Genomic DNA, 19,171 nt, shown 5'->3' with positions numbered 1-19,171 from the left:
CCGCCCGGTTTAATGAAACTCAAAGCATGAAGCAAGTGATGTGACCAGCGCCCTTCGGAATAAGGTGGATTCATGAGAACGCGGTCAAATAGCCCTATATCTGTTGGTTTAACGCCAAGAAAATCTCCCTGAATGGTGTTGTAACCTTTAGCCCGGAGCGTGGCTGCGGCCACCGGATGTATCTCTATGGCCGTCACGTCATGTTTGCCGGACAATGTCGCGAGAAAATCACCGAATCCCGCATTTGGTTCAAGCACGGAATGACTTTCACGTACTTCGGCAAGGTCTACCGCACGCTGGCGTACATCACCTTTTGTCGGATAAAACTGGTGAGAGTCCTGATCGGGTAAGGTGCCATTAATAAAGAGATATTCGAATACTGGCTCAGGGTTAAAATCAAAGCGATAACAATTCTTTCGCTCTTCATCTTTACGGCCACCGATCATCAGAAAAACTTTTTCTACGGTGTCGTTAGTTGCGGCTGAATGGAGGTAGCTACCGGGCAAAAAATATTCAAAGCGATCCTGACCGTCGATTGTCACAACCGGCTTACGTGAGTTTGACCGCGCCAGCTCACCAAAATAGTTACTCACAACGAACGGTAGGATGTCTGAATAAAGTGAGTATTGCTTCTCGGTAATAAAGTTATTAACTCGGCGTTTTTCACCCCGTTTCTTTTTAAATGGAATGATATTCGGATATCTATATGCGAGAACGACATTAAGTGCATCCGCGATATCCTGACTGATCTGAACGTGAACAGTGCCGTTTTTATGTGGTTTGAGAGAAATGCTATCACCGTCTATTGAAACCCACTCGCCGTAATATTTTTGTAGGTCGTCAAAGAGATTATGACTTGAGACGGACTCTGCCCCTTCACGGTTAAACATCAGTCCAATAACTTTACGCAGATCGTTAATATACTCTTGATTGTCATAGTGCCGGTCAATTGAAGGCATAACGTTAGCTACGATCATCCGCATAGAAAACCCTTCAGATTTATTCGTAAAATGCATAGGTGACAGTTTTTTAAAAACTCCATCGACCATTTCACTGAAAAAATCTTTTCGTTCATGAGAGAGCGATTTAGCGGTTATCAATACAGTTTCCAATTCAAATGGAAGTGGCCTGACATTCTGTAAGGAAAAGCGATCAGCCTTCCGCCATCTATCGAGGCCATCAAACCATTGCTCACGTTTTGCGGCAGGCATAAAATTTTTGACGTTTATAACGTCAATGAAGCGATTCCAAAAATCCTGATCGAGAGCACATATTGCACGTTCTAACTCAAAGAAACGTTCAATGCGTAGCGTCTCATGCAGGCTATTTTGCCCGGCAGCATTAACAAAGTAAGCGAAAGCATCACCGTAGCGATTCCCCATGACTTTGCTGTGAAGTTCAACGATTTGTTTTTTTAATATGGAACGTTCTTCAACGAGTTTCCTAACATCATTAATACAGCCAAAGCCTGCATATGTTTCGCAATCAGTTTTGTAATCGTCGATTAACATAAGTTCGGACATTATTTACCCCGGAAATATTAATAGGCTACTGTGTTATAGATATTCATTTTCGGCTTCTTCTTCATCTCTTTTTCTTTTCTCACTTTCTTCTATATCCAGTGGCATGAAAATCTCATGCACGACAGGTTTAGTGAGGAATTCAGACAGGATCAGAATGCGAGCGCCTTTATTGATAGTCCTGAACAATCCGTATGATTTCCAGCCGCAGATAACTCCGTCAGGGTGTTCTTTGGTGGCTTTTATTGAATCACAGTCATAAGGCGAGTTACTGACCCCTCCACAGGAAGGACAACGAAATTTATTTGACGGGATGGCATTGCGAAAGTCCGCGAGTGTTTCATAAATTGTCACACCGTACAAATCAGGCAGGTTCGCTTCCTGATAGAAATTTGGTGCACTATAGGATCTGATAGATTCCAGCGCCTGAATGATTTCACCCGGAGGTACAGCTAGTTTTTCTGAATACTGTTCCAGCATATGGTCAATGAAATCAACCATAATGCGAACGGTTGTGACATCGAAGCCGGACGATAGACACTCATCTTCAATTCTTTGAATGATGGCACGTTCGTCGAGTTCTTTCTTTTGAACGGTTAAAACCGAAGCTATTGATACGGTCATTGGAACATCCTTCAATTACACTGAGTGTATCATCCGACCAAAAACAAGAGGGGTTCCCCCCCTCTCAGAAATGAAGCCGATATGATTTGAAAGATGATCTTAAACTGGTCAGGCAGAGGGCCGAATAGCTAAAGCCAAATTTTTTTTGATTTCAACGCAATTATCTTTCCCAACAACACAAAGCTGGTATTTTCCAGAAAAGAGTTTTTGCAGCATTACGGCATCCCCTTTCATCAAACCGGCTTTCCGGCTGGTAATGAATTGATTGTTATCCGTTGTTATAGACATCAATCCTAAAGCACGATCATACTCCGTCACTGACAGAACCACACCGAGAGACTGGCTTATTTCCGCTTCGTTCTGTTTGTTGTCGAACCGTAGTGTGCAGAGCAAAATGAAACCGAAGAAAAACGTCGCATAAACGAAGTCTATCGGGCGGAAATATTTAAGCGGCTTCCGTGGTGCAGATGCCGTTTTATTATACTTTGCTTTTCCAGCCTGAGTGGGTTTATCTGGCGTCACATATCGTGTGGTGATTTTCATTTTGATTTACTCGCTCTGATTTCTCAGCCAGTTTTAAACCGGCAAGCATGTAGGCAACTTCAGTGTCTGTTAACGCTTGTACATCTATCGCTTTCAGCCTCTCCCGGTGCATATGTTTCAGGCCAAGCTGAGCATGAGCACCACCAGCCACATTCAGCCCTCCGAGCATATGGGATACCTGCTTATCAGATAATGCATCAATATTCATTGCTGCAAGCCTCGTTCTTTGATGCTGGCAAAAGTAAGTGTCGCGATGCTCTGCGTCATACGGTAACGCACTTAGCCCTTCTGAGTTGCGGGCTGTTAATTTATCAAATGGAGTATCAGTGCCTGAAATAAAAAACGTCGTGTCAGTTACGCCGGTCACGATGGCTTGGGAAAGAACCCCATCATCACGAACATAGAAAACATCGTCTCCGGTCACTAAATTTCCTGTCCAGTATTTAAGCTCTGACATTTCCCCCCCGGAAAAAGTGAGTTACTCATTCTGTTCACTTTACCACCGGTTTTACGCGGCCAAAGCATTCTCACTCAAAAAGTGATTCAGTGAAAGCGCCCTCTTACTGCAACGAGCCAATATCAATGTCACGCACACCTTTCCGGGCGCGACTGGCTTCTACCTGCTTGCGTAGTGCAGACAGAACATTCTCTGCATTGCGGATACCCACCATGTTAATCGTGCGCTGACGAACGTCCTGAGTGTCAACGTGAAGGATTGCCAGACGGAAGATCAGTAGATAAAACGGGCGACGAATACTGTAGTCTCGGACGCGGTAAAGCTCTGTCTCATCCATTTTCCGGTTGAGCACGCCCCGGTAAAAACGAATGCGCTCAGTAGTGATCTCATAGCGAATGCAGTGAACAACCAGATAACGCCAGATAATAATAACAACCGGCCCGAGGTAAAACGGAATCCCATACATGCTGTCATTTGTGACGAACAGAAGAAGACCAATGACCATCCAGATTAAGTAATGAGGCAAGTTTAGAACCTGCGAAGGTCGGATCACGGCAATAGTTTGCTCAGTCATTTCGGGCCTCTTCAAATTTTTCATACAGAAGGTTTGATAGTTCATCATCACTGATGTCGCTGGTCTCTGTGTATCGGAACAATGGGATGTTCATTTTATTCAGCAGTTCAGCTATGAATGGCCCAGAAGAGAGTGCATTCAAGGTGTTTTCTGCCATAACGACACCGCGAATTGCACCGGTATCCAGATCAGTAACGACGAAATCAAAACGTGCATTTTTAAAATTACCGTTCAGAACTTTCGCCCGCTCTGGCTCTGCTTCGATAATACTTTTTTTTGGCCGGATGATGTCTGTAATGCGGATTTTTGGTGAGATACGGAAGTCGCCTGACAGAAGGTGTTCAAGCCGTTCGTAAATCGCATTCTGCTTATGGTTAATCAGGAATTTGTCAGCCACATACCCATCATAAGGATTAGATGTCGGCTCTACGGTTGAGGTATCTCCAGCCTCCTCTTCATCTTCGCTGAAAAGGTCATGAACAGAACCTATTTTCGTTGGAGGGGCTGGCAGCTTGTTCGTTTTGCCCGGACTGGCTTGCGCTGCACCGGAGATACCGATAGCTTTCTCCTTTTCTCGTTTTTTACCCTCATAAACAAAGAAAGCCGACAGTAGAATCACCCCGATCACTAAAATGCTGAATGCTATGAGTTTTAATGACATACCTACCCCATTGGTATTGCTGTGAATTGTTCATAATGCTTATTTAGCCAGAAAGACAGGGAACACGTCGAACAACCTGTCTTCCCGGTATCACTAAGCTGTGCCCCGAGACACAACCCCTTAATGTACAAATCTCATTACTGCCCGGCAATATCGTGCCGTATCAGGTAGTCCCCCAGACAACGCACTGCATTTACCGTAAGATCTCGTTGAATAGCTGGTAGCCGAGTGTTATCAATTTCGCTTTGGCGTGCTTCACGAACCTTTGCCAGAAAAATATACATTTCTTCCGGTAACGAAATAGCCTTTTTAGTCATAAGCGGGTAATCTCCCCGAGCTACCCATCCAGCCCATGCACCTTGTTTTCTCAGCTCATAAGCTTCATAACCCGGATCACCCTCTTCTGGTGGAGTCCAGTCAGCATTACCCGACATTTTCTTTTCTTGTGAGTTAAACCATTTCAGGAAAAATGAGTTAATTACAGCATCAAGCATGTGCCACCTTTTTTTCATAAAATTCATTTTGAGTACCACGGGGAGAAGTCCTCATACTCCCAGTCTGGGCCATTTTTTTCTTTACCGGCTTTAACACCGAGAAACCTGAAAGGGTACATTGACGCGGCTGTTTTAGTTTTTATTCGGGCATCCTCTTCCCAGTACCCCTTAACTTCATGCATTTCTAATTGTCCACCCGCGAGCATCACTACAAAATCTGCTGTGTAGAATGTTTTATCCGCTAATCGAAGCTTAACTCCTTCAAACTTGTACCAGAGAACTTCCCCGGCGTGTTTTCGTAATTCAAGATGTTCAGCATAACGCGATTCAGTCTTGTTCATTTCGCCGTCTTTCATGCGCCCCAGTCCCTGAGTGCGCTGCTTTGGCGTCAGATCTTGCTGAACATCTGGCAGTTCAGGTTGAGAAAATGCTTTTTGTTCCGGCTTGGTCGTGGGAGTGACGTTCTTACCAGCAGCACCATTGCCCGGCACGTTTATACCGGTTCGCTTTGCATATTCCTCAGCTTCTTCTGGTGTCCATCTAAGCATCAAAGTGGCCCCCACCAATAACATCGCCACACACTTAATCATATGGCATATGGTTAAGATTCCAAAAGCAACCTTCGGGTGGCGGTCGCCCACCGTGTCCCGGACATAGGGAGTTCGGGCATCCCGATAATCTGAAAAAACAGAACAGGCAGAATAAAGGTTTTAATTTTATTCTTGCCCTGTGCGGCATCGGTGAAATGACATCAGTTCAGATGCCGCCTGTATTAAAAGGGTACGGCTTTGCCCCCGGCTCTTTCGCATCGAAATAGGCAAATTACCCCGTAACGCCCCGCTCTTCTCCATTGCTTTCTGCGTCATCGACTTTCCGCTCAGCTTCACCGCCGAGACCTGTAATCAGGGTGTTGATCACCGACATCAGTTCGCCGGTATAAAGCACGAAATCAGCATCGAATCGTTGAGCAAAATCTTCACGATCGATATCGTCATTCTGCTCTTTCAGTGTTTCAGAAAAGCGGACTCGGCCAATGGTGAAGTCATCTTTGAGCACAAAGCTGATACGCTCCTGCCAGTCCAGAGCAACCTTCACGACAACCTTACCGGCTTCGATATGGTTTGCGATCTCATCACAAATCAGATCCTGATTACGGGCTGTTACCGTACCGCCGTCTTCGAGAATTGCTTTCAGAGTGGCGTCAGTACCTAACGTCAACCCGGCAGGAAGGTTCCCGGAACGCACCCACTCTGTCACCGTCAGCTCAATAGGCTTTTCCATCGTCAACGGCACAAGTGGCAAAGATCCAATGGTTTTACGCAGCAGCGCAGTAACGTCTTCGGCACGGCGAGCGCTGGCCGCATCAACGATAATTAGCCCAGCTTGTGTATCGGCCCAGATAAAGGTTCGCGTAGTTTTAGGCAGGGTGACCGGCAGCAGGGTTTGAAGGATTTCGTCTTTCAAAGACGCCACTTCTGTACGCTTGAGTTTACGTTTCTGCTCTGTTTCCAGTTTTGTTACTTTCTCATCCAGCTTTTCTTTAATGAGTGATGAAGGGATATTTTTCTTTTCGCTTTTAACGCAAAGCAGAATAATGCCGGACGTCTGATGGGTAAGGCTTTCGAACTCATCACCCATAGGGGAGATCCAGCCGCTTTTTGCCATATCCTGCGAGCCACAGGGCGTAAATTTAAAATGCGCCGCTTGCTCTTCCAGTTTGGAGAAATCTATATCCCGAGACATACGAAAGACGATCAGGTTTTTAACGGAAAAAGGTGTTTGCATAATGAATCCCTATGGTTACGGTTGAGTTACTGCGCTTTGTTCGCGAACGAGGTACGAAATACGTTCCTTTATCGCTATTGTGGCCCAGTAAGGTAAATTTTTCTCATTGCAATAATCCGCGTACATTTTCATTGCGGTATCTTTTCTGACTAAGTATTCCGAAGCGACCTGCTGGCAGAACTCTTCTGTTTCTTCATTTTTTAAGGGAGGAACAGGAAAAAGTGTTTTATTCATAGCATCCCCTCGGGTAAGTTCTTCAACGGTAATTTGATAGCCCCTTGCCTTCAAGCGTCTTACCAATGTATTTTTCACCAATACCGAAACTTCCAGCTCAGACAAAACAATAGGGCTATTCTCGCTATACCGGGCATCTATACGCCACATGACAAAAGACATAGTTGCAAAGTCGTTACTGTCGAATACCATCGGCATTATTCCTGTCGCTGTACCGTATTTTATAAATTGGGATCATTTTACCGTACCCGGCAAGGAAGCCGAAGTTACACGACACACCCACACTGATTCGTGTATCTGATGAAATTTTCATGCTCCATTGCTAACCACTCAGACAGATTCTCCCACGCTGCATTTCTTTGTTTTTTGGTGATGGCATATTTCTCGTTGCTATATGCCAAAAGTAATTTTCGAATTAGAATACGTAAATTGGTTCTTAATGACTGTTCATTGCAGGTTTTATCAATTTTGATACATTCCAACTCTTTTTTTATTTCGTCTATACGTTGAGAAAGATATTTACGATAACGAAAGCGTGTAAATAAACTGAGTTGATTGAAGGAATGCAGTGCGCTCTCCAGCGATTCCTTCCGTATACTGAGATTATGCGTGACATTGCTGTGACTCACTATCAGAGAGTTAATGGCAGAGATAAGGATGGCGATATCCTCGCTTGTCGATTTCACTACCCGGTCGCCTGCAATAGAGTGCTTTACGCCGGGCGATGGATCAGTAACTCTTTTGCTTTCTTCTCATCACCTGCGGCGACACCTACGCTACGAAAAGCAATCAATGTTTTTTGCTGAAAAGCAGAATACATATCACGCATACAAGGCTCGTCATGAGACGAGGCCACGACGCTGACCCCTTTCTCGTACAGTTCCTCAAGCCGGGCCACCAGCACACGCTGATGCGCCATATCAAAGCCGCTACTATGGTACTGCGTGAACCGGCTTTTCTTAATATAGGGCGGATCGCAGTACACCACATCACCCGGTTCGGCCAGTGCGAGTGTTTCCTGAAAACTCGCGCAAAGCAAAGTTGCTTTTTGCAACTTCTCGCTTAAACGGTGGATCTCTTTCTCTGGGAAAAAAGGCTTTTTATAATGTCCATAGGGCACGTTGAACTCACCCTTCCCTTTGTTATAGCGGCACAATCCCCGATAGCCGTGTCGGTTAAGGAAGAGGAACAGTGCGGCCTGAGTGGGATGATCGCTGGTGCGTTGGTTGAACACGTCGCGTAGGCGGTAATATTCATCGTGAGAGTTGCAACAGGAGAATAAATCCCGACTCAGTGCAATAAGGCGATCAGGCTGCTCACGTACCATCCTGTAAAGGTCTATCAAATCCTGATTAATATCAGCGACTACATAACTGTCATATGACGTGTCCAATGTCACAGCGCATGAGCCTGCGAATGGCTCAATCAGGCGCTTACCTTCTGGCATCACTTTGCCTATTTCGACCATCAGCGTGCTCTTTCCACCAATCCATTTTAAAACCGTGCTCATTTATCCCCCCGGATAATTCTAGGGGATGCTGGCGCGTCTCCCCTGTTATAATTGGTTATTGACTACTTTGTGCCAGCCTCAAGCACTTTACGTTCTTCAACCAGATTGCGGTTTTTATCCAGCGCCAGCCACGAAGAAAACTTATCCGGGTAACGGATAGCCAATTTAACAATGTTCGTGCTTAAATACTTACTGTGCGGCACGCCGGATGCGTCCGGGAAAATTCCATTTGCATACCAATTCAGATCACCAATTTCTTCGGATAGATTAACCATATCAAGAGGATTTCCCTCAATCTGGTTAGTTATGGCTTCGACAATTTCGGAACCTTCGGTAGCGATACCGAGCACTACATGTAAAATACGTGGGTCAACCGCAGCCAGTTGCTGAGGGCCGACATCAGTGAAATAGCCCTTGCGATCTTGAAACATTTCAAGCTGTTCAATATTGGTTAAATTACCATTCTCTGCATCTGTACGTAGATCGTGCAGGCTATCAAGAGCACTTTCGATATCATCTTTAAGCGCATTGAGATCGATATCCTTTCCGTAGAAAATTCGCTTCTTCATCTTGTCCAAAACTTCACCAACAGCGATCATAACCTTCATCGCTGAGTACAAGGCTGGCGCACTGACTCCTTTAACGGATTCTACAACAGACTCAGTACGTAGTGCTTCTTTTGCATATTCATTTAGTTCCACAGTAATACCTCTGAGTAAAAATGTTATTCATGATCCACCATTGAACCGACAAACACCGGGAGATAATCCCCAAAGGGGAAGGTCTCACCATCCTCTGGGAAATCAATATGTACATCATGCTCTGCCCTTGTCCTGAGTAAACAGGTACGTTCAACGTAAGCATCAGGTTTGCGGTTTAAAACTGCATCAACAAAGTCAGTTAGGGCAAGTAATTCACCGTTCTCACCAATTCAATAAACGCTTCGGCTGCAATACTACTAGTCGCAGGTGTTGATATCTGACCGACCTTTCTAATTGCATCGCGCGCTTTTCTTACATTGGGTATCTTTTGCATTTTAGCTTTTCACCGTTATCAATTTACGCTCGCCATCAATAGCGCCTTAATTAATTAACTCTAATCTAGCTAAATCACTTTTTACGCTGGGGCTACTAATTGCTTACATCAAAAAAATTCATTACTTTCGAATCTTTTTTCATGTTCTTTCTCTGTTACTTTAAATAGAAAACATGCAGATATGTAAAAGGTTTATTATCAATTATAATCTACCATCATCCATCTCATGGTCGAATAGAAAAACAGATTTTTTTCGTCATGAATAACATATTCCTTATGAAGATTTTATTACGAAATAATCCATATAAAGTTTGTCACTTTCAATTTTCCCCCAGCTTATAGCGTAACCCTTCCGTTGAACCGCTCGTGTTATCGGATGACGCGGCGGAAAGGGGGCAGGGAATCGAGAATTCCCTTTCCATACCGTTTAGTCACAAGCCGGTTGTCGAGTATTGTTACCGCGCCAGTATCGCTTTCTGTGCGGATCAGACGGCCTACAGACTGAATCAGTTTAATGCAGGCATCCGGCACAGAGATTTCCTCAAACGTGTTGCGGCCTACAGAATCCATCCACTCAGCAAGAGTCAGGCTAACCGGGTCGGTAGGAACCATGAATGGCAGCTTAGTTATAATTACGTTGTCGCAGTAGTCCCCCGGCAAGTCTACCCCTTCTGAGAAACTTGCCATTCCAAAGATCACGCTCGGTTCCCCCCGATCAATTCGCAGTTTATGGCGAGCCACAATTTCACTTTTAGGTAGTGTCGTCTGCATCAGGATGAGGTCTTTTATTTCATCAGGCATCATCGCAAACACATCTGTCATCTGACGTTTAGAGGCAAACAGTACAAGACAACCTTTCAGACGTCCCACCAGCTTTGGCAGCATTGCACTGACCTCGTGAGTGTGGCCGTCAACATCCTTCGGTGAAAACCGCATTTTAGGAATGAACAACACACCATTCTCTTCATAGTTAAACGGTGATTGTGCCAGCAGCGTTGGTGTTTCAGGAGGAAGGCCAGCCTGATCGAGATACGCATCAAACTTACCCAGCGTTCGAATTGTTGCAGAGGTAATAATCGCAGAATGCACAACCTTCCAGACATCTTTCATCAGCATATCGCCCGCGTGTACTGGACTGCTGTTGATAATAATTTCGTTTTTCTTGTCACGATTAACATCAACCCAGCGGGCAAATGGAATGCCGTTTTTATCCCGATGGTTCACGTTCACAAAGTCGCTCCATGCAGTAACAAGGCTATCCAGTCGATTCTCTAACTCGCCCACTATCATTTTATGTTCACCCATCTCTGGCGCACTTTTAGACTGATCATCAATGATTTTTGTCATCTTGCTATTAGTGCTTTTCATATCGTTGAGGATCTTACCTACGCTCTTGGCATAGTTAATAACTTCCTTTGGCGTTTCACCAAATGGGAAAATGCAGGTTTCGCGGTTGTCGTATTCGGCCTTGAAAGGCAGCGTTCGCAGCAAAAAGTCTTTTGTTTCCACCAGTTCTTTTTTCAGCTTGCCAGACTGCGAATGAAGGCTTGTCGCGAGACGCTCCATTTCTTCGTCATAGTTGTCCACAAGAGGGATGACCATATCGAAAATCTCATCAACCCACTTCTGCGTAGCGTCGATTGAGCAGGTCGATGAAAAGTGACTGATAGCCTTGCTTGTCAGGTGGTGACCTTCATCAAAAACATAAATGCTCTGTTTCGGCTCTGGGAGAACAACTCCCCCTCCCAGAGAAAGGTCAGATAAAACGATATCGTGATTAGCGATAACAACATCGACATCCTCTAATTCTTTGCGAGCTATGAAGAACGGGCAGGATTTGTAGTAAGGGCAACGATGAGATGCACACTGCCCGCCTACGGCGTTTACCTTGTGCCAAACATCATCGCGGACTTCTACCGGATAAGTGTCACGATCCCCATTCCAAAGGTCGTTATCAAATTCGTCTCTCAGTGTTTTGATACTCTCGTTTTCTTGACCGAACAGATTCATTTCTTTGTCTGACTCACGGTTAGCGCGGAGTTTGCAGAAATAACGGCCTCGTCCTTTAGCCATAGAGAACGTAAAGTCTAATCCCGCGCTGGCACGAATATCGGGCAGGTCTTTATAAACAACCTGTTCCTGTAACGCGACGGTAGCAGTTGAGAGAATTAGCGTTTTGCCTTTAGCTTTAGCTAGCGGGATCAGCGGGATTGAATAACCCAACGTTTTACCCGTGCCGGTGCCAGCCTCTATCACGCAAACAGCAGGGGCGTCAGTTCGCTCCCCATTACTGTCTACCTGAATGCCATTCACAAGCCCATAGCAGAGATTCATCATGCGTTTCTGGCCTGCACGGGCGGTTACGCCCTTCTTATCGAGAAAGGACTGATAGGCTTGCGCGATGATGTCGCTGGTGGTCGGATTTGGCTTGCTCATTTCTCATCGCTCAGTAAGTTGATATGTTTTAATTTTATCACTGTTGGCATAAGGGCCGAAGTAATCGACCCAGTTGGAAAGAATGTATTTTTTCGAAACAGGACATGGAATGCCTTAATTCGAGGGCCGGGTTACGGCATTACAAACGAAGTGGCATGATCACATCAAGGGTGTCACCGTATTTGAAATAAATACCCGACGTCGAGTCTTTAATTTTTATTTCCACCTCGGCATTTTCGGCATCGTAGGTGAGCATCCCGTTAATAGCATCGAGTAAGTAGTGACCATTGATCCCTATCAGACACTCTTCCTGATCACCATCTACGAGAGTAGCAGAAACAATTTCCTCACAATCAACTGAGTTATTTTCTGGAGATGAGATAACAATTTCATTAGAGCGGAAAGATAAATTACATTTCCCCGGTGACTCTCTGGATACAGAACCTGACGTGAGCAGGTTTACGGCGCGAGACATGGACTCACGAAGTTCAAGTAAGTTCGCGGTAAAAGTTTTACTGACTTGCTTAACACCTCTGGTAATCTGCGCCCAGCGAGGGTACTTGCCCTGAACAAGATTGCAAACCATTCGGATTGTATCGAAATGAAAAATCACGTTGTGGCTACAGAATTCCATTCTGACATCGCCTTTTTGCCCTTTCAGTATCTTCTGCATAATAGGGCAAATCCCAATAGGGAGAATAACGCCAACATCTTGCCCTTTCATATCTACCGATGAAACTGGAGCATTCAGCCCTTCTTCCGGCTTGTCCTTTATGAGAATAGCGTTCTTCGTGGTCGCCATGCGATGACCGTCTGTAGCTACCATGAAGAGCGAGTTATCAAGGATGTTGAGGTAAATCCCGTTCATGTAATAACGAACGTCGTTACGTGCCGCACAGTGAAGAATGCGCTGTACATTTTGATACAGCATTTCCTGCGGGAATGACATGTTGAACTCAGGCTTTAACAGCTCCTCTTCAATCACGGGGATATCCCCGACGAAGACAGGTAGCTTGTAGGTGCTTTTACTGGCTTTGACGATCAGTTTGCTTTCTTCGCTGTCATAGCGGAAACGGATGTTATCGACACTTTTCATGCTGCGCATCAGATTAGATAGCTGTAATGCAGGTATGGAGGCTTTCATATCGCCACAGGCGAGAACTACCTTTCCACGAGAAAGAACCTGAGCCGTATCGATATCAACGGCCAGTACGGATAACTCATCACCTAATAATGTAAGGGTAATCATCTCAAGAGCCTGAAAGATGTTCCCCCCCTTCTTAACTATCATGCAAGCCGGGTCGATGATTGCAGACATATCGGCACTGGAGATATCAAAGCCTGGCATATCTTTGATGGTCAGTTTCTTCTTTTTCGCTGGAGAAACCGTTTCTTTATCTTCGGTAACAGTAGTCATGTAGCCCCCATGTAATTAAATTAACCACAATGTGATAATATCATTCGGAGATAGGGGGTCGAAGAGTAAACGGACAGTATGTTTTTAGATAACCGTGAAGGTGTCACAAACTTGTTTTGTGACGCGTGAGGGGTTGGCCGCAGGCAATCTGTTTTGGGATTTCTTTACCGAATGGCTTCGGGTCAAACTCTAAGTCGTTATACTGAGATTGCTATGAAGATGAGCGGCCACGACAGGTGCTCTTTACGATCAATCAATGGAAGGTGTTAAATGAAAAAAGCGCTTATAGGTTTGCTGGTGATATGTGCGATTCCTGCTTTTGCTTTTTCAGCAGAACAAAAAAGCAATACTGACTCGGCACAACAATCACTCACCTCCTCGGTGAACAAACAAAATGTGTCTGCTGATCCTGCCGTAAATGAGGAATCCACTACTGATAAACTTAATAAAATGGTTGGTGGGGATAGCATTGATTCTTCATCTAACCATAGTTCGCAAGTCAGCGCAGCGCAAAAAAAACAAATGAACCAAAATGCACGCCCACAAAATTTTTATCCTATCCCTCCGCGCCCGGATACAACAGAGTCGCCGACCTGCCTGTACGACAATTCTCGTTTTAGTGAAGGAGCAGTTGTGCCGGTTGATAAATCGCGTGCCATCCAGTGCGACAATAAAAAAGACAGCCAAGGCCGTGCTGTTGCGATCTGGAAACTAATTAAATAGAAAAGATGAGACAGGGATGTTTCCTACGAGGATATTGAAATGAACATAAAATACTGTATTGCAGGTGTAGCACTTTTAATCGTATGTGGATTATCACATGCATCAATTTCTACTGATAAGGGTTTGAGTGATAAGGAATTTCGCTATGCAATTGCGATATCTATCGCTCAAGGGTACTTAGCCATTATGTTAGATAGCCCCGATGCGGAAGTTCGTCAGAGGGCTGGCGATTATTCAAAATATATTGATTGCCTGAGCAAGCACCAAAAACCAGAGATTTCAGGTATTTCAATATTTAAAGCGGAAAACTGTTATCTTCCGCCTGATCCATCACGCTCAGAAAAATAATAACCTTTCCGAGTGTAAAACAGTATCTATTTACCTTTGACGAAACTGCATACATGAATATTTGGGTTTTCTTTCAAGAGTCATAGTACTCCCCCGGTAATAGCATTAAGCCAGTCGGCGAAGAATTCAGCCATATCGATATGCTCATGAACGCTCATATTACCTCAGTACATCAGTGAGTTTGTGCATACCCAGCCGCTTCATCAGAGTCATTGCCTTGCCAACACATGAATGATTCGGTGAGTGTCTGTTAAGAGCGTAAACCAGCATTTTCATCATCATACGCACATTCTCGGCTTCATATTCCGCATCCTTACCTTCAGGCCGAGGGACATCCTCAACACTGACAGAAGGGTATTCGCCATTGTTAAGATATGCAATAAGATCACCAGACAGCATATCCGGGTGCTCTTCCGCCAACTTACCCAGTTTAGCCCAGCGTTCCACCAGAATTGTTTCTGGTATGCCCTCACTTCTGGCCTTATCAGTGACTGTTGTAGCAAAATCTTTTTTCAGGGTCATAGTGATCATTGTTCTTCTCCATCTCCGTCAAGCATCACCGTACCGCACTGCTCGGAATATTTCATGAATTTGAAAACCTTATCTTTCTTTGCGTCAATGTTATTGCGATTGGGTATGTAGGTGCCGGGATTTTTTTCGTTCAGCAACTCTATCGCTCCGTAAAGATCGTCCAGCTCCAGCGCAAGTCTTTGGGCATTGGTTAACGTCTGTCCGGGCTGGATCTCATCAAGGCCGAAGCGTATAGCTTTACTCGCCCTGACTGCGATCTCGTTACATTCTTCACTTAGTATATCGAGCAAATATTGTGTTTCTGTCATCGCCATAATGTGTACCTCTCAAAACCGGGCTAGCCCGGCAGGCTGGGTTATGATTGTTGGTTAATGGGCCAACTGTGGTAGATCGCGAAGGCGATATAGTTCATCGCATCTATGGGATTATTTTTGCTGATATGCCTGTTCAGGCCAGAGATACAAGTGCTTTTCCAGTTATCGGCCAGCCAGTCATTCTCGTGACCAGCGCCGCGCTGGCTTTCAGCCTGACTCATATGAACCAACATCTGCCCGGCCACATGGACGACGAGATCGATACTTTCCTTAGACAACCTGCTTTTCGGTAGTGGCAAAATGCGTGCCGCATATAATGGTTCAGGAAGATGAGTACCGGCTTTTAGTTCCCGACTGAGTTGCTCAAAATTCCAAATCAGGCTGCTGGTATGACTTAGCACATCCTGAGCCACAAATGGGTCATCAATATTCTGGATTCCAAGTACACGGGCAGTGCTTTTTGTCAGATGCTCCACCAAGCCTAACCGTTCGACCTGTTTTTTAAGTGCCGCATTTTCCTTACGTTCCTGATCCAACCGAATTTCTGCATCATCAGCACGACGTACAGCTTCGTCATGCTGCGAAGGAAATGATTTTTTTGCATGGTTGTGGGCCATGTCATGCACTTCCAGTGCGGCGACACGTTCGTCTCGGGCTAACAACTTATTATTCAAATCGTTGACTTCTTCGGTCAGCCGTTCGTTTGTGGCACGTTCTGAATTAACCTGCTCGTGTAACTGGGCGACCTCTTCGACATTGGCTTTTTCATTTCCAATGTTTCGGCGATAAAATGATACCTGCTGGCGTAATGAGCGGTTGAGGTTGATCACTGCATTAAACTGTTTGAGAAGGCCCGCATAGTCTTCGGCAGGCTTGTACGACTCACCTGTTTCATGTTCATCAGAAAGAAAATGAGCAGCCTCCACCAGCAGGGCGAGTGCGTCAGGTCGAATTCTTCTCAACTTGTCGGAGCCGAGCGAAGACAGAATGTCTTTCAGCAGGAAATTACCGTTTAACTCACCAGCTAATTTTTTGACTTCATCAAAAATGTTTTTCATAAATCACCATTTAATAAGTTACGAAAGAAAGGGGTTTCTGAAAAAACGAATAAATATGAGCGCCGTCAAGTAAAAAACAACGGTACTTAAGTAGTAACCTGTTATCTTCCCGGTCAGTATAGATGCCTTTTTGTCTGCGCTGACAACACCGTATTTATGACAGATAACTTCAACTGATCTCTGTTCCATCGTGTCCAACGCAACGGATATTTCTGCTGGTGGATTATCAGCAATAGCTGGTAGTATTGGCTCATCGATACAGACACGATATGTGTCCTTACCCGCATTGTAATCTACAGTTTTAATATATCCAGTGATCAGGTTACCTGCCCCTCCAGCCGAGTAAGCTAAGAGAAAAAAGAAGAAAAAGAATGTAACGCACGGTACAAACACAAACGCCTTAAAGGCGAATGCCGTTAGTAAAGAAAAACGACTAATAAATTTTCTAAATATTGAGTCATCATAAATATTGAAATTCATTTTTATGCCTCTTTTATCATGAATAAATTGTACTCTCACGCATTGTCTTTTCCTTTTTCTATAAGCATCTCGCGCATCTCACCTTCTTTTGAACGACTGTAAATCATATCCTTTATCGCTTCCCTTTCCATTTTCACCCAAGCCCTTATACAAACATAATCATCATCATGTCTTTCTTTGAGCGATCTGGCGAGGTAAGTATTATGTTTTTTTGCAAGATATTCCGATAGCGGAGATGCATACGCATATACACTGGTATAAATTCTTTCATCGGTAGACTTTAGTTTCTTTCTTAATTTTGGTCGAACGATAATCCCAAAGACAAAAGCGGCAATAACCGCACCGTTGATATTTGAAGGAAATGGTGCAAACCAATAGTTTAGCCCGCCAACCACGACGAACAATATAAAACAGATGTTATTACTGTAAACTTGATCATACTGAATGCCAGCTTGTCTTGCATCACACAGACGCTTGATGTAGAGCAGTTTGTCTAATTTTGTTTCAAGAGTATTGGAATCAATCATTTTTACCTCATAAAAGATCGTCTGTAGCTTTATGCCAGAAACGGTTCCCAATCATGTTGTTTCTGATGAAAGTTACCGCATCCAAAAAACTATTAAAGCATGTGGGATTTTTCCTTCCATACGTGAAAAGGGTTACGCAAATAAGTCCATTTGATATCAACTGTCTTATCTGCAAATCAAAGCTCTCTGGTGCGCTGTGCGAGACTATCACTGCCCTTTCCCCATCAGTGACAGCATATAGATGAGGAAAGACAGTTTCGAGTGACGATGAGATTTTCTGGAGTTGATCGTCTGTCGTTTCGCCTCTAATTGCGACCCCCAGTGCTTTCTGTTGGTTTTTTTCAAAAAAACCAGCCGTAAACAGCCCAAGACTTTTAATCTCTTCCTCAGCGCGCTCAGCGAGTATCTGACTGTTTTTCTCGGGCCGCTCCAGTATGAAACTCCATTCAGGTTCGCCATCGCCCCAGCGTTGAAGAAGAAGCTTGTCGCGATTTGTTTTTATTTTGTAAATTGCTTCCTCAAGCTGTGCTTCCTTCTCCAGTAACTGATTTAGATCACTGCGTACACGCTGAAGTGCCGCTTGTTTTGCAGCGATTGCTCCATTGGCAATGAGGATTCTGGTTTCCCTAAACCCTTCTGGCTTCTCACCTACTTCTGAGTCCATTTTTTGCCGGTCTTTTCAATAGCCTCAATGACCTCAGAACGGTAAGAAGAGATATAGCCTGCAACCTGCGCGGTATAAACCTTGTTTGGCATCTCTACAGGGGTTTCATGCAGAATGATAAGATTGTCCAGAATACCCAGCAGGACTTGAATTTTCTCAGCGCCAAATATGGTGTCCGCACGGTCATACAAATGAATTATTTCCTCGCCACGCTGGTGGGGGGCATCCGCCTGCATTTCACAAATACTATCTGCTAGATCCCGCATATCACCGATGATTTTTTTATCTGCTTCATCAATAGCACTGACCATTAGTGACGCACGGGCGAGATTTTCATGACAGCGCTTCCATGCCTGCCATTCCCAGTGTAGATGAGAAAGAATAGAACCACTGTCGATGTTGTAGCTTTCGCCTTCACGACGCTCCTGTACGATCCACAAAGGAACCTTATAGCGTTCCATAGCATCCTTTTCAAAAATCTCGCGAATATCAATCATCGTGTTCCCCTGCCTTTTTTGATTATGGTATTAAAAATTCTCTCACATTTTTTTTGGGGCCGAATAGATGAAGTGGAATTACATGCAAAAAAAAACCGCGCATATAGCGCGGCTCTTAAAGCTTGGTTAATCAGCCCAAAGGCTGTCCGTTATTGAATGTTTGTGTCAGAACGTGCTGGCTTCGGTCGATCCAGTCCTGAGAGTTGGTACAGTCAACATTTGCCTCAACTACTTGCCGGGCAGACGTATAGAGGGGGCTGTTATACCCACCGCGTGTGGACAATACCATCCGCACACCGTTCAGATACGCGTAGACCGGATCACCTGCTATTGCCGTGTCAACGCTGGCATTCCTGTCGGAGCAATACTGCTGGCGCATTTTAGAAACATCTTCGGCCACCTTCACGCAATCAGGACAACCCTGCTTATAAGCTCGGAGGGTCTCAGGCGTCTCTCCTGCAATACGTGGATACTGTACTTTAGAGAGATTGTCAGTTTTGGTTGTAGGATTAAAAACAGTAGCCAGAGACCCGAAACTGACGCTCAGGGCAAGCAACCCTCCTGCAATCATCCCGGAGCGGAGAAACGTTGATTTATTCATGAACCCACCTTTTCATGTCGAGTGTATGTGCTTTGTTAGGTCTGCATTTGCTATCAGCATTCTACAATGTTTGGCTCTTGAGCCGAAACTTGCAAAATCCCCACCGTTACTTATGCGTGACACAGTATACATCTGAAT

At 44.7% G+C, this 19,171-nt stretch carries 24 protein-coding genes; 2 read left to right on the top strand and 22 right to left on the bottom strand.

Going from position 1 to position 19,171, the window contains the following annotated elements; all coding sequences use genetic code 11:
• From ACSIPU_RS24180 to ACSIPU_RS24115, 14 genes are all read right to left on the bottom strand, one after another.
• Nucleotides 1-1,523, bottom strand: a 1,523-nt coding sequence (locus tag ACSIPU_RS24180) for a DUF4942 domain-containing protein (RefSeq protein ID WP_435322426.1), incomplete at its 3' end; no start/stop codon positions are given.
• A gap of 33 nt (nt 1,524-1,556) precedes the next feature.
• Nucleotides 1,557-2,144 (bottom strand): hypothetical protein, encoded by a 588-nt coding sequence (locus ACSIPU_RS24175; protein WP_435322425.1) that lies wholly within the window; start codon nt 2,142-2,144, stop codon nt 1,557-1,559.
• A 108-nt stretch (nt 2,145-2,252) separates the two neighbouring features.
• Nucleotides 2,253-2,687 carry a hypothetical protein gene (locus ACSIPU_RS24170; protein ID WP_435322424.1) on the bottom strand — a complete coding sequence of 145 codons (435 nt, stop codon included), beginning with the start codon at nt 2,685-2,687 and terminating at the stop codon, nt 2,253-2,255.
• Nucleotides 2,653-3,144 (bottom strand): hypothetical protein, encoded by a 492-nt coding sequence (locus ACSIPU_RS24165; protein WP_435322423.1) that lies wholly within the window; start codon nt 3,142-3,144, stop codon nt 2,653-2,655. Before ACSIPU_RS24165 ends, ACSIPU_RS24170 begins: the two co-directional genes overlap by 35 nt.
• 103 nt (nt 3,145-3,247) lie before the next feature.
• Nucleotides 3,248-3,718 carry a PH domain-containing protein gene (locus ACSIPU_RS24160; protein WP_348851374.1) on the bottom strand — a complete coding sequence of 157 codons (471 nt, stop codon included), beginning with the start codon at nt 3,716-3,718 and terminating at the stop codon, nt 3,248-3,250.
• Nucleotides 3,711-4,379 carry a DUF2726 domain-containing protein gene (locus tag ACSIPU_RS24155; protein ID WP_435322422.1) on the bottom strand — a complete coding sequence of 223 codons (669 nt, stop codon included), beginning with the start codon at nt 4,377-4,379 and terminating at the stop codon, nt 3,711-3,713. Before ACSIPU_RS24155 ends, ACSIPU_RS24160 begins: the two co-directional genes overlap by 8 nt.
• A 137-nt stretch (nt 4,380-4,516) precedes the next feature.
• Nucleotides 4,517-4,873 (bottom strand): hypothetical protein, encoded by a 357-nt coding sequence (locus ACSIPU_RS24150; RefSeq protein WP_348851376.1) that lies wholly within the window; start codon nt 4,871-4,873, stop codon nt 4,517-4,519.
• Nucleotides 4,874-4,896: 23 nt separating this feature from the next.
• Nucleotides 4,897-5,229: a DUF1064 domain-containing protein gene (locus ACSIPU_RS24145; RefSeq protein ID WP_348851519.1), complete on the bottom strand. Its 333-nt coding sequence runs from the start codon at nt 5,227-5,229 to the stop codon at nt 4,897-4,899.
• Between the two features lie 466 nt (nt 5,230-5,695).
• On the bottom strand, nt 5,696-6,658 hold the full coding sequence (gene rdgC, locus ACSIPU_RS24140; protein ID WP_348851377.1) for a recombination-associated protein RdgC: 963 nt from the start codon (nt 6,656-6,658) through the stop codon (nt 5,696-5,698).
• Nucleotides 6,659-6,673: 15 nt separating this feature from the next.
• On the bottom strand, nt 6,674-7,084 hold the full coding sequence (locus ACSIPU_RS24135) for a hypothetical protein (protein ID WP_435322421.1): 411 nt from the start codon (nt 7,082-7,084) through the stop codon (nt 6,674-6,676).
• Between the two features lie 520 nt (nt 7,085-7,604).
• On the bottom strand, nt 7,605-8,402 hold the full coding sequence (locus tag ACSIPU_RS24130) for a DNA adenine methylase (protein WP_435322420.1): 798 nt from the start codon (nt 8,400-8,402) through the stop codon (nt 7,605-7,607).
• A gap of 62 nt (nt 8,403-8,464) precedes the next feature.
• Complete coding sequence (locus tag ACSIPU_RS24125; RefSeq protein WP_435322419.1) at nt 8,465-9,103, bottom strand: hypothetical protein; 639 nt, start codon at nt 9,101-9,103, stop codon at nt 8,465-8,467.
• Between the two features lie 703 nt (nt 9,104-9,806).
• A complete protein-coding gene (gene dinG / locus ACSIPU_RS24120) occupies nt 9,807-11,873 on the bottom strand; it encodes an ATP-dependent DNA helicase DinG (protein WP_435322418.1) in 2,067 nt (688 codons plus the stop codon).
• A 139-nt stretch (nt 11,874-12,012) separates the two neighbouring features.
• Nucleotides 12,013-13,290 (bottom strand): DNA polymerase III subunit beta, encoded by a 1,278-nt coding sequence (locus tag ACSIPU_RS24115; protein ID WP_348851383.1) that lies wholly within the window; start codon nt 13,288-13,290, stop codon nt 12,013-12,015.
• Nucleotides 13,291-13,560: 270 nt separating this feature from the next.
• Here ACSIPU_RS24115 and ACSIPU_RS24110 point away from each other — a divergent pair, with 270 nt between their 5' ends.
• Both ACSIPU_RS24110 and ACSIPU_RS24105 read left to right on the top strand, forming a co-directional pair.
• Complete coding sequence (locus tag ACSIPU_RS24110; RefSeq protein WP_348851384.1) at nt 13,561-14,013, top strand: DUF1496 domain-containing protein; 453 nt, start codon at nt 13,561-13,563, stop codon at nt 14,011-14,013.
• 39 nt (nt 14,014-14,052) lie between these two features.
• On the top strand, nt 14,053-14,361 hold the full coding sequence (locus tag ACSIPU_RS24105; RefSeq protein WP_348851385.1) for a hypothetical protein: 309 nt from the start codon (nt 14,053-14,055) through the stop codon (nt 14,359-14,361).
• Between the two features lie 159 nt (nt 14,362-14,520).
• Here ACSIPU_RS24105 and ACSIPU_RS24100 read toward each other — a convergent pair whose 3' ends face one another.
• The 8 genes from ACSIPU_RS24100 to ACSIPU_RS24065 all read right to left on the bottom strand — a co-directional run bounded on the left by ACSIPU_RS24100 (nt 14,521) and on the right by ACSIPU_RS24065 (nt 19,033).
• On the bottom strand, nt 14,521-14,892 hold the full coding sequence (locus ACSIPU_RS24100; RefSeq protein WP_435322417.1) for a hypothetical protein: 372 nt from the start codon (nt 14,890-14,892) through the stop codon (nt 14,521-14,523).
• Nucleotides 14,889-15,206: a hypothetical protein gene (locus tag ACSIPU_RS24095; RefSeq protein ID WP_348851387.1), complete on the bottom strand. Its 318-nt coding sequence runs from the start codon at nt 15,204-15,206 to the stop codon at nt 14,889-14,891. The genes ACSIPU_RS24100 and ACSIPU_RS24095 overlap by 4 nt, the downstream gene beginning before the upstream one ends.
• A gap of 41 nt (nt 15,207-15,247) precedes the next feature.
• Nucleotides 15,248-16,264 (bottom strand): hypothetical protein, encoded by a 1,017-nt coding sequence (locus ACSIPU_RS24090; RefSeq protein WP_435322416.1) that lies wholly within the window; start codon nt 16,262-16,264, stop codon nt 15,248-15,250.
• A gap of 18 nt (nt 16,265-16,282) precedes the next feature.
• Nucleotides 16,283-16,744, bottom strand: a complete 462-nt coding sequence (locus ACSIPU_RS24085) for a hypothetical protein (protein ID WP_435322415.1) — start codon at nt 16,742-16,744, stop codon at nt 16,283-16,285.
• A gap of 35 nt (nt 16,745-16,779) precedes the next feature.
• Nucleotides 16,780-17,271: a hypothetical protein gene (locus ACSIPU_RS24080; protein ID WP_435322413.1), complete on the bottom strand. Its 492-nt coding sequence runs from the start codon at nt 17,269-17,271 to the stop codon at nt 16,780-16,782.
• A gap of 7 nt (nt 17,272-17,278) precedes the next feature.
• Nucleotides 17,279-17,935 (bottom strand): hypothetical protein, encoded by a 657-nt coding sequence (locus ACSIPU_RS24075; protein ID WP_435322412.1) that lies wholly within the window; start codon nt 17,933-17,935, stop codon nt 17,279-17,281.
• Nucleotides 17,920-18,432, bottom strand: coding sequence for a hypothetical protein (locus tag ACSIPU_RS24070; protein ID WP_435322411.1), 513 nt, complete (start codon nt 18,430-18,432; stop codon nt 17,920-17,922). The genes ACSIPU_RS24075 and ACSIPU_RS24070 overlap by 16 nt, the downstream gene beginning before the upstream one ends.
• A 130-nt stretch (nt 18,433-18,562) precedes the next feature.
• Entirely contained in the window at nt 18,563-19,033 is a 471-nt protein-coding gene (locus ACSIPU_RS24065) for a hypothetical protein (RefSeq protein ID WP_435322410.1), read from the bottom strand.
• Nucleotides 19,034-19,171 lie beyond the last annotated feature (138 nt).

This window comes from Klebsiella sp. HN106, assembly GCF_051209435.1.
Classification (GTDB): Bacteria; Pseudomonadota; Gammaproteobacteria; order Enterobacterales; family Enterobacteriaceae; genus Klebsiella; species Klebsiella oxytoca.
Note: the sequence above shows the minus strand (reverse complement) of the source record. Positions and strands in the feature narration are given on the sequence as shown.